Origin of the sequence: Rhodoferax ferrireducens (assembly GCF_049302455.1) — a bacterium.
GTDB lineage: Bacteria > Pseudomonadota > Gammaproteobacteria > Burkholderiales > Burkholderiaceae_C > Rhodoferax > Rhodoferax ferrireducens_B.
The window spans coordinates 1-7,727 of the sequence record NZ_JBAQMD010000007.1 but is presented as its reverse complement, the minus strand read 5'-3'; the positions used below and the strand labels follow the sequence as shown (position 1 = coordinate 7,727).

At 59.7% G+C, this 7,727-nt stretch carries 7 protein-coding genes; 2 read left to right on the top strand and 5 right to left on the bottom strand.

What is annotated here, in order from left to right; all coding sequences use genetic code 11:
• A partial coding sequence (locus tag WA157_RS00630) for an alpha/beta fold hydrolase (RefSeq protein WP_422619100.1) occupies positions 1-725 on the bottom strand: 725 nt, incomplete at its 3' end.
• Positions 726-835: 110 nt separating this feature from the next.
• Positions 836-1,537, bottom strand: a complete 702-nt coding sequence (gene yihA / locus WA157_RS00625; protein WP_422619099.1) for a ribosome biogenesis GTP-binding protein YihA/YsxC — start codon at positions 1,535-1,537, stop codon at positions 836-838.
• Between the two features lie 76 nt (positions 1,538-1,613).
• Between yihA and WA157_RS00620 the strand changes: the two genes are divergently transcribed.
• Complete coding sequence (locus WA157_RS00620; RefSeq protein WP_422619098.1) at positions 1,614-2,273, top strand: c-type cytochrome; 660 nt, start codon at positions 1,614-1,616, stop codon at positions 2,271-2,273.
• 252 nt (positions 2,274-2,525) lie between these two features.
• On the top strand, positions 2,526-4,736 hold the full coding sequence (locus WA157_RS00615) for a sensor domain-containing protein (RefSeq protein WP_422619097.1): 2,211 nt from the start codon (positions 2,526-2,528) through the stop codon (positions 4,734-4,736).
• 12 nt (positions 4,737-4,748) lie between these two features.
• Here the strand turns inward: WA157_RS00615 and WA157_RS00610 are convergent, their stop codons facing one another.
• The 3 genes from WA157_RS00610 to WA157_RS00600 all read right to left on the bottom strand — a co-directional run bounded on the left by WA157_RS00610 (position 4,749) and on the right by WA157_RS00600 (position 7,646).
• A complete protein-coding gene (locus tag WA157_RS00610) occupies positions 4,749-5,330 on the bottom strand; it encodes a hypothetical protein (protein WP_422619096.1) in 582 nt (193 codons plus the stop codon).
• A 471-nt stretch (positions 5,331-5,801) separates the two neighbouring features.
• A complete protein-coding gene (locus WA157_RS00605; RefSeq protein WP_422619095.1) occupies positions 5,802-6,788 on the bottom strand; it encodes a Bug family tripartite tricarboxylate transporter substrate binding protein in 987 nt (328 codons plus the stop codon).
• Between the two features lie 30 nt (positions 6,789-6,818).
• Entirely contained in the window at positions 6,819-7,646 is an 828-nt protein-coding gene (locus tag WA157_RS00600; RefSeq protein ID WP_422619094.1) for an SDR family oxidoreductase, read from the bottom strand.
• Positions 7,647-7,727 lie beyond the last annotated feature (81 nt).

The window sequence follows — 7,727 nt, the reverse complement described above, 5'->3', positions numbered from 1 at the left end:
GTCAACATAGACTGCGGCAGCTCGACTGCGGCAGCGGCGGGGTCATCGGCTCGGGGCGGGCGCAGCGGTGAGGCCCGGTACAGGTTGCAGCCGCCGGTCAGCCCGGCGTGCCAGACCTCGCGGTACCGCGCCTTGACTTCTTCAGTGAGCCAGGCAGCAGGGTGCGAGCCAAACCTGTCGGTCAGGAAGTGCCAGAGTCGGCGGTAGTCGTCCTGGGCCAGCAATTCTTCTGCGTCCGGGCGAATGAGAAAGTTCATGTAGGCGCTGGCGGCCTGTTGCGCCGGGTTGTTTTTGAGCTCACGCAAAAACGTGCCCGGATGGGGGGAGTTGATGATGACCAACTGGCGGATCAGATCGGGCAACTGGTTGGCCAGATTCCACGCCACCGCACCACCCCAGTCATGCGCCACCAGCGCGGCGAGCTGGCCGCCCTGCTCTGCCGCCTCGATTGCAATCAGGGCAGCGATGTCTTGCACCAGGTGTTTGGGGCGGTAAGCGCTGACGTCTGCCGGTGCGCTGGAGTGCTCGAAGCCCCGCAGATTGGGCGCCACACAGCGGTAGCCACCGTTCTCGGCGCGAGAGAAATGCACCAGCAGAAAGTCCCACACAAAAGCGGCTTCAGGGAAACCATGCAGGAACATGAGAACGGGTCGCCCCCGGTCGCCGGCGGCCCGGCAACTCAGGGTGATGCCATGCGGCAAACGCCGGGAGTCAATCTCGATCATGGTGAAGTCGGCCCGTTAAAGTCAAAGCGGGTGTGAGACTACGACGCCGGACGGTCTGGTGCAGTCGCATTTGGGACCGCGACTGATGAGGCCATCGCCTCCTTGTCTGATCAGGCGGCGCCGTCCGCGGGATGCGCCCACTGCCACAAGAGCGTGGCCACGTCATCAATGCCCTGGCGCTTGGTGGCCGAAAACAGCCGCACTTCGCCGCCACCGGCCTGCAGCTTCATGATGGACAGGGCTTTGGTTTGCTCGGTGCGCGTCAGTTTGTCGGCTTTGGTGAGGACCACCAGAAATTTCAAGCCCTCTTCCACCCGTGGCCGCACGATGTCGAGCAGGATTTCATCCAGCTCGGTCAGCCCGTGGCGCGGATCGCACATCAGCACAATGGCCTTCAGATTCTCCCGCGTCACCAGGTAGTTGGCCATCACTTGCTGCCAGCGAATCTTGTCCTGTTTGGGCACCGCCGCGTAGCCGTAGCCGGGCAAGTCAGCGAACACCGCGTCGGTGACGCCCTGTTTACCCAAGGAGAACAGGTTGATGTGCTGGGTGCGACCCGGTTTCTTGGAAGCGAAGGCCAGCTGCTTTTGTTGCGTCAGCGTGTTGATACAGGTCGATTTACCCGCGTTGGAGCGTCCCACAAAGGCAATTTCGGGCACATCCAGGGCCGGCAGAAAATGCAGTTGTGGTGCGGTGGTGAGGAACTTGGCGGTATGCAGCCAACCCAGTGCCACGGCAGCCGCGGCTTGGGCCTGCGGGTCGGGCGCAGGTTTTTGAGTGGCCGAGGCCGGTGGGTTTAAATTGGTAGTCATGAGTAGACGGGAGAAAACCCGGAGTCACATTGTAGAATCAAGCCGTTCCTGCCCCTCACCTGACTCGAAACCCCCTATGAAGCTGCTTGCCTCCCTGTTGTTTGCTGCCGCCCTGACAGTCCCTGCTTTTTCCACCTTGGCACAAGAAGCCAAACCTGCCGCGCCGCAGGCCACTACCGGGCCGGCCAAAGCCGTCAAGCCCGATCTGGCCAAGGGCGAGGCCAGCTTTGCCGTAGTGTGTGCTGCCTGCCATGCAGCGGACGGTAATTCGGTGATTCCCGTTCAGCCCAAACTGGCCCAGCAACACCCCGAGTACCTGATCAAGCAGTTGCAGGAGTTCAAGTCCGGCAAGCGCGCCAACGCCATCATGGCCGGCTTCGCGGCAACGCTGGGTGATGCGGATATGCAGAACATCGCCTACTGGGTATCGGCCAAGGCGGCCAAGCCTGGCTTTGCCAAAGAAAAAGAACTGGTGCAGTTGGGTGAGCGTATTTACCGCGGCGGCATACCCGACCGTCAAGTGCCCGCCTGTGCCGGTTGCCATGGCCCCAACGGCGCGGGTATTCCTGCGCAGTATCCGCGTTTGAGCGGCCAGCATGCGGAGTACGCTGTGGCGCAACTGACAAGCTTTCGCGATGGCGTCCGCAATAACAGTCTGCAAATGACGCAGGTCGCGGCCAAGATGAATGATCGCGAAATCAAGGCGGTCGCCGATTACATCGCCGGTTTGCGTTAATCGCTGGTTTTTTTGCTATTGGCTGATCTCAATTTGAATTTTCATTGCACCAAGCAGTAGCGTTCAGTCATCAAGACGGGCAGATTCATGGCAAATGGATCTGCCCTTTTTTTCGGCGACCGGGTCCCCGTCCGTGACCGGTCGACCGCGCGTTGTCGATGCCGTACCTTGACGTAGGCCTATGGTCAATCCCTATGGTGACCTTGGCCTGTTTGCGCAACAATGAGCCAGCTTGCCGCTAGACCCTGACCCATGCCCGAAAGTATTCAACCCAACGCGCCGCGGCGTGACGCCCTGGAAGAGTTGCAACTTGCCTTGCGCGAGCAGCAAGTCATTCTCGACACCGCAGGGGTCGGCATTGTGTTTATCAAAAATCGCTTGGTGGTGCGCTGCAATCAGCGCTTTGGGCAGATCTTTGGCCATTCCGATGCGGCCGCAATTTTGGGCAGCACCAGCCCGTCGCTGTACCCCGACGACTTAGCTGCTCACGCACTGGCTGAAGCGGCCTACCCGGCCATGGCGCAAGGCCTGACATTCAAGTCAGAGGTGCTGATGAAACGCCACGATGGGTCGTCGTTCTGGGCTCATCTGACCGGCAAGCTCGTCAACCCGGCGGACCCTCTCGAGGGCTCGATCTGGATCGTGGATGACATCGATGAACAAAAAGCCGCGCAAGCACAACTGCAGTCGGTATTGACCGAGCAAAACCTGATTCTGGACAACGCCATGGTCGGCATCGTATTTCTGCGCAACCGCATCGCCACCCGCTGCAACCAGCGCTTCGAAACCATTTTGGGCTATGAACCGGGCGAGCTGCACGGCGTCTCCTCGCGCCAGTGGTATCTGACGGAGCAAGAATGGATTGGAGCCGAACCCCGATGGCAGGCACCGTTCGCGGCCGGCCATGCATTTGAGGGTGAAATTCGGCTGCGCAAAAAAGACGGCACTGCCATTCATTGTGAGGTTCGCGCCAAGGCCATTAACGCCAGCGATCCGGAGCAGGGGGCGATCTGGATCACCATGGACATCACCGCGCGAAAAACGGCTGAGACCGAATTGCTGCAAGCCCGCGCCGACCTTGAAAAACTGGTGGAAATTCGGACGCTGGAACTCAGCCGTACAGTGATGGAGTTGGAAAAAAAAGCGGCTGAACAAAAAATGGCCGAAGCCCATATTCAACGCCTGGCTCATTTTGACGCACTCACCGGCCTGCCCAACCGCTTGCTGCTGAATGACCGTTGCCAGCAGGCCCTGAGCGTGGCGCAACGCGGGCACCAAAGTGTAGCCCTGATGTTTCTGGACCTTGATCACTTCAAGAACGTCAATGATTCTTTGGGCCACCGGGTCGGCGATGAGGTGCTGGTTCAATTGGCGGCGCGCCTGAAAGCCGTGGTGCGCGAGCAAGACACCGTCTCGCGCCTGGGGGGCGACGAATTCATCTTGCTGCTGCCCGACACCGATGCGCCGGGCGCTGCCCATTTGGCTGAAAAATTGCTGCAGACAGCACTCCAGCCGATCCTGATTGAACAGCACGAGCTGACCGTCACACCATCGATCGGCATCGCGCTCTACCCCAAGGATGGCACTGACCTCGACACGCTGTCCAAATGTGCCGATGCGGCCATGTACCGTGCCAAGGCCGATGGGCGCAACGGCTACCGGTTTTATACCGCCCAGATACAAGCCCACTCCGACCGCATGCTGCTGCTCGACAACGCGCTGCGCCGGGCCCTGGAGCGCAAGCAGCTTGAGCTGCATTACCAGCCCCAAATCGCACTGATGAGCGGTCAAGTGGTTGGCGCCGAGGCTTTACTGCGCTGGACCCACCCGGAACTTGGCGCCATCTCACCGGCCGAGTTCATTCCAATTGCCGAAAACAATGGCCTGATCCTGCCGATTGGGGAGTGGGTCATGCGCACCGCCACCCGCCAACTGTCCACCTGGATTGCGCGTGGCATGGCACCCATCACCATGGCGGTCAATTTGTCCGCGCTTCAGTTTCGCCAGCCCAACCTGCCCCAGCTCGTCACCCGCATTCTGGAGGACGCGGCCTTGCCGCCCCAACTGCTGGAGATTGAGCTGACGGAAGGCGTGGCGATGACCCATCCGCTGGAAGCGGTCGCCGTGATGAATGAACTGCACCAACGCGGCGTGCGCATGGCCATTGATGATTTTGGCACCGGTTATTCCTCATTGAGCTACCTGAAAAAGTTTCAGGTTTACAAGCTCAAGATCGACCAGTCGTTCGTACGCGACATCACCGAGGACCCCGACGACAAAGCCATCGTGGGCGCCATCATCAGCATGGCCAGCAGCCTGGGGCTGCAAACCATTGCCGAAGGGGTGGAGACCGAGGGCCAGCTTGAGTTTCTGCGCGCCCGGGGCTGCAACGAGGCGCAGGGTTTTTATTTCAGTCGGCCCTTGCCGACGCAGGCGTTCGAGGATTTCGTGCGCAAGCCATAAACGGCTGTGAACCTACTTGCTGGCAGCCTTGGCCGGTGGGCGCGTGCCCTTGGCAGCAGCTGCCGACGGCGCTGGCAACCCCAGTTGTTTGCTGATGGATTGTTCCAGTGCCTTGATTTTCGGTTCAATCACACCTTGCGTCTGCGTTACCACCTTGTCCAGCAACGCTTTCTGCATCTCGCCGCCCAGCTGCAAAAACTTGCGATTGACCGGCGACTCGATGATGGCAATGAGTTGCTTGAGTTCATCCTCGGTAAACTTTTCTTCCAGCAGCGCACCCACGGTGGAAGGGGCAACGCTGACGGCCTGCTCCCGCACCAGTGGTACGACCTCATCAACGTACTTCTTCACATCAGCCTGAATCTCTTTCGCCACGGCCTCGCGCTTGTCGACCGCCACTTTGGACTGCAAGACAATACCAGCCTGCTGCATCATCTGCGCCGCCGGCCGCTCCGCCAGCGCTTGCGCTGCCTGTTCAATGGCAGGCCGCTGCAACAGCAAGACCTTGGCGACCAGTTCCTTCTTGGCCGCGGTGGACTCGGCTTGCGCCCCGCTGGCCAGCGCCAACAGCGCTATCACTAATAGTTTTTTCATACCAAACTTTTCCTTAAAGAAACACAAGTTAAACAGCCCACGCTGACTGACCAACAGGAGGTGATCGTTCCCACCTACCCGCAGACCCGACATTCAGGGATTGATCGCTCTGGGCGAATGAAGTCTCTTCAAGTTAGCCAGGAGACGCGGTACGCGAATTTTTCAGGCGACTCAGTGTTCATCATAGCGATGTGGCGCGATGCCACCCGGAACCATCAACTTTCAACATGGAGAGCCCCATCGCCATCTTTGCTCCAAGGCCTCTGTGCCACTGCAGGACCAGGGCGTTTTGAGTTTTTTCATGACGTCGTCCATGGAAAAAAAGAAAACCTTTTATATCTCAGGGTTTACCCCAATAAACACCTTGTGCTGCACTGTCTGGACCGCAAAAAGGGCATAGTCACCCTTGCTGGGGGTGCAGGTCAAGCGCCGGCCCAGTGGCGAGACGGGCTTGATTGGGTAGGCGTGCTGTCACTGCGCCTTGAAGCCGCTGTCTTTGATGATGCGGGCCCAGGTTTGGGCGTAGGCATGTTCGCGGCTGGCCAGTTGCGCTGAAGTCATGTAACCCACGGTCAGACCCATGGCAGTCAGGCGCTCACGCACCTCGGGCAGGGCGATAACCTTGGCCACGGCGGCTGAGAGCTTGTCAATCACGGCTTGCGGCGTGCCTTTGGGCGCAAAAATGCCGTAGTAAGGCACATCTTCAAAACCTGCCAAACCGAGCTCGGCAAAGGTCGGTACGTCCGGCAACGCGGCCTGGCGCTGACCACCCAGCACCGCCACAATGCGAATCTTGCCGGCTTTCTGGTTCTCAATAAAATCCGGCACGGAACCCACGCCGGCGTGGATCTGGTTGCCCAGCATATCGCCCATCATGGGCGCGCTGCCGCGGTAAGGGGCGGCCTGCAAGTCCAGCTTGTATTTTTGTCCAATCACCTTGACCAGAAACTCGGGCACCGAAGCCGGGGCCGGCACGCCCACCGTATCTTTGCCCGCGCCCTCCTTTTGCACCCAGGCCACATACTCGGCCATACTTTTGGCCGGTGTGCCGCCTGAGACCGCCAGGCCGTTGACAAAGGTAGCAAAACCGGCCACCGGCACGAAGTCCTTGCTGGCGTCATAACCCGGATTCTTCAGCACCAGCGGCAAAATCGTGATGGTGTGGTCGTGCGACAAAAACAGGGTGTTTCCATCGGCCGGCGCGGCTTTGAGCGCCTGCGCTGCAATCTGGCCACCGGCACCGGCTTTGTTTTCTACCACTACCGTCACACCCAACGGGTCTTTGAGCTTGTCGGCCAGGATGCGGGCAATGGCGTCGGAGCCACCACCCGGCGGAAATCCCACCATCAGCTTGACCGGGCCGGTCTGAGCCTGCGCAAGACAAGCGCCCAAAAGCGTAGCGGTCGCGAGGGATTTCAACATGCCACGCATCAGTTGACGAACCTGAAATTGAACCATTTGTAACTCCGGTTTGAACAATAAAAAAGATTAAAACGTGCCCGGATAGGCGCCACCGTCAGCCAGCACGTTCTGACCGTTGATGTAACCGGCCTGCTGGCTGCACAGGAAAGCACAGATGGCGCCAAATTCTTCCACCGTGCCAAAGCGCCGCGCCGGAATGGTGTTGCGACGTGCGGCCATGACAACCTCAAGGGCCTGGCTGGTTTTTTGCGCTGCGCCCTGCATGACGCCTCTCAGACGGTCGGTGTCGAACGCACCGGGCAGCAGATTGTTGATGGTCACACCGTGCGCCGCGAGTGGGCTGCGCGCCACACCGGCCACAAAGCCGGTCAAGCCGCTGCGGGCACCGTTGGACAAACCCAGGATGTCGATCGGCGCCTTCACCGCGCCGGAGGTGATGTTGACGATGCGGCCAAAGCCACGCGCCGCCATGCCGTCCACCGTGGCCTTGATCAACTCAATCGGCGTCAGCATATTGGCATCCACCGCCTTGATCCAGGCATCGCGGTCCCAATCGCGAAAGTCGCCGGTCGGCGGGCCCCCGGCATTGGTGACCACAATATCAAAGTCGCTGCGCGCAGCAAATACCGCCTGCCGGCCTTGCGGCGTTGTAATATCTTCAGCAACAAATTGGACTGCAGCCCCCGTGTTACCTTCGTATTCAGCTATTAATTTAGCAGCAGAAGCCTGCAACACCTCGGCACCTCGGGCCACCAGCAGCACATTCACGCCTTCGCGCACCAGCGCCTCGGCACAACCGAAGCCCAAACCCTTGCTGGCACCACACACCAAGGCCCATTTACCGGCAATACCTAAGCCGGACGAGCCGGAACCAAACAAGTAATACCATGCCACTTCATAGCTAACGGGGCACGATCATGGAAACACAACTGCTCAATCGTTACGCGGTCAACATGCACGGTGTGCTGTCGTGCT

Bases quoted from the DNA above. Each gene is read 5' to 3' on its own strand.
- WA157_RS00615 (WP_422619097.1), top strand. From the start codon at position 2,526: ATGCCCGAAAGTATTCAACCCAACGCGCCGCGGCGTGACGCCCTGGAA.
- yihA (WP_422619099.1), bottom strand. From the start codon at position 1,537: ATGACTACCAATTTAAACCCACCGGCCTCGGCCACTCAAAAACCTGCG.
- WA157_RS00605 (WP_422619095.1), bottom strand. From the start codon at position 6,788: ATGGTTCAATTTCAGGTTCGTCAACTGATGCGTGGCATGTTGAAATCC.
- WA157_RS00620 (WP_422619098.1), top strand. From the start codon at position 1,614: ATGAAGCTGCTTGCCTCCCTGTTGTTTGCTGCCGCCCTGACAGTCCCT.
- WA157_RS00610 (WP_422619096.1), bottom strand. From the start codon at position 5,330: ATGAAAAAACTATTAGTGATAGCGCTGTTGGCGCTGGCCAGCGGGGCG.